This is a genomic window from Moorena sp. SIO4E2 (assembly GCF_010671945.1).
In the GTDB taxonomy this organism is placed as follows: domain Bacteria; phylum Cyanobacteriota; class Cyanobacteriia; order Cyanobacteriales; family Coleofasciculaceae; genus Moorena; species Moorena producens.
In genome coordinates this window covers 1-2,062 of sequence record NZ_JAAHIE010000977.1, presented here as the reverse complement: position 1 = coordinate 2,062, position 2,062 = coordinate 1, and the positions used below count along the sequence as shown (strand labels likewise).

Annotated in this window: 2 protein-coding genes and 2 pseudogenes; 1 reads left to right on the top strand and 3 read right to left on the bottom strand. The window is 42.0% G+C overall.

Features of this window, described 5'->3' with window-relative positions; translation table 11 throughout:
- Together F6K37_RS45905 and F6K37_RS39655 are read right to left on the bottom strand one after the other, a co-directional pair.
- Nucleotides 1-98, bottom strand: a pseudogene (locus F6K37_RS45905) (HAD family hydrolase); the annotation flags it as partial.
- A 251-nt stretch (nucleotides 99-349) separates the two neighbouring features.
- Nucleotides 350-526 (bottom strand): hypothetical protein, encoded by a 177-nt coding sequence (locus F6K37_RS39655; RefSeq protein ID WP_158026408.1) that lies wholly within the window; start codon nucleotides 524-526, stop codon nucleotides 350-352.
- A 113-nt stretch (nucleotides 527-639) separates the two neighbouring features.
- Here F6K37_RS39655 and F6K37_RS39650 point away from each other — a divergent pair, with 113 nt between their 5' ends.
- Nucleotides 640-1,851 carry an RNA-guided endonuclease InsQ/TnpB family protein gene (locus F6K37_RS39650; RefSeq protein ID WP_071104212.1) on the top strand — a complete coding sequence of 404 codons (1,212 nt, stop codon included), beginning with the start codon at nucleotides 640-642 and terminating at the stop codon, nucleotides 1,849-1,851.
- Nucleotides 1,852-1,862: 11 nt separating this feature from the next.
- On the opposite strand, the pseudogene F6K37_RS39645 reads toward F6K37_RS39650, so the two are convergent.
- Nucleotides 1,863-2,062: pseudogene (locus tag F6K37_RS39645) on the bottom strand (hypothetical protein); the annotation flags it as partial.

Genomic DNA, 2,062 nt, shown 5'->3' with positions numbered 1-2,062 from the left:
GGGCGTTGGATTTCTTTGAGACAAAACTGGTAAACCCGATAGTAACGCTCCGACACATTCATGATCGGACCGTCAAAGTCTGTAAATACTCTAATCATTATCTAACAAAATGTAATATTTATTTACAATATTATCTCATATCGTGAGTATTTATTACTAAGATTACGAATCTGTAACATTTACCATCTCTGAGGACTTATGCATTGTCCTCCCTATCCCCATTGCCTTGGAATGATAGGGAGATAGGATGATTGGGGTATTGGGGGCATAGGAAATAGGCGAATAGAACGCGCATTTACTGGAAACGCGCGCCAATAAGGGTCTTTGAAACCTGACTAATTAGTCGGCTTCAATCAACTGAAATGACTAACAATTCCTTCTCTTGATGCAAAACCCGACTGGGGGAAACCACAACCGTTACTCCCCACCCTCCCCACACTTCCCACCCTCCCCACACTTCCCACACCTTTCTCCCGACTCCCGATTCCCGATTCCCGATTCCCGACTCCTCTGGGTTTTTTACCAAAAATCTTGGGTTTAAAGCCCAGTCCTTCTAGGACGGCTTTTTTTTACATCTATGTTTGACATTTTTATATTTGCCATGTTATTATAAAAACAGATCAAAAAAGTCGATGTTCGGTGATAATACTAGAGTTTAAGGCGAAAGGAAAGGAATCCCAATATTCAGCTATAGACGAAGCTATCCGGACAGTAAAATTTATCCGAAATAGTTGTATTCGTCTATGGTTAGATAATAAAGGGACGGGAAAAAGCGATCTTAGCAGGTATTCTAAAATTCTTGCTAAGAAGTTTCCATTTGCTAATGAGTTAAACTCTACTGCCCGTCAGGCTGCATCTGAAAGGGCGTGGTCGTCGATCGCTCGGTTCTACGATAATTGCAAGAAGCAAATCCCTGGGAAAAAGGGTTTTCCTAAATTTCAAAAACGTGTTCGTTCTGTCGAATACAAAAAGTCAGGATGGAAATTATCCCTTGACAAGAAGTCGATAACGTTCACAGATAAAAAAGGCATTGGGAAGCTTAAACTCAAGGGTACCTGGGATTTGTGGCGCTTTGACAAAAAGCAAATTAATCGAGTTCGAATAGTCCAACGGGCTGACGGGTACTATGTCCAATTCTGCGTTGCAGTCGATGTAGAAGAAGACATAGATTCGACTGGTAAAACGATTGGGCTAGATGTAGGACTTAAAGAGTTTTATACAGATTCCGATGGCCATTCTGAACCTAACCCCCGATTCTATAGAAAAGGCGAAAAGCGCTTAAAATTTTGTCAGCGTCGGGTTTCTCGAAAAAAGAAAGGCTCATCCAATCGAAAAAAAGCCGTCAATAGATTAGGCAGGCAACACCTCAAAATAAGTAGGCAACGTGAAGAACATGCGAAGAGACTCGCACGTTGCGTAGTCCGATCTAACGATCTGGTCGCCTATGAAGACTTGAGAGTGAAAAACCTAGTAAAAAATCATTGCCTAGCAAAGTCTATTAACGATGCAGGTTGGTACCAATTCAGGAAATGGTTAGAGCATTTTGGTACTAAATTTAGCAGGATAACTGTTGCAGTCAATCCTGCATACACTAGTCAAAATTGTTCTAATTGCGGCGAAGTAGTCAAAAAGTCGTTATCCACTCGAACTCATGTCTGTGAATGTGGATGCGAATTAGACAGAGACTATAATGCCGCTATCAACATCCGAAATCGAGCCATAAGTACGACGGGGCACGTCGGAACTTGGATCCTAGATCCGAACGCTTCAGGAGATCTAACCTCTACTCTTCTTGACTCCGGTCTGGTTGAGCAAGTCGGGTCGTTGAATGAAGAATCCCCGCGCCTTTAGGCCGGGGAGTGTCAATGTTCAATCACTAGTGCATTCAACCCGTCTAACCGTAAAGCAACTTGATAAGCCTTACCAACCTTCTTGAGTTTAAACGCTCCTAAGGATTGCAAAAATTTGGGGAATGTGCCCTTTAAATTTAAGTCTCTCATCAACTGAGTAATGGGTCGAGAGTATTGTTTTTTAAATTCAGTAGCTATATGAGCGATCGGAA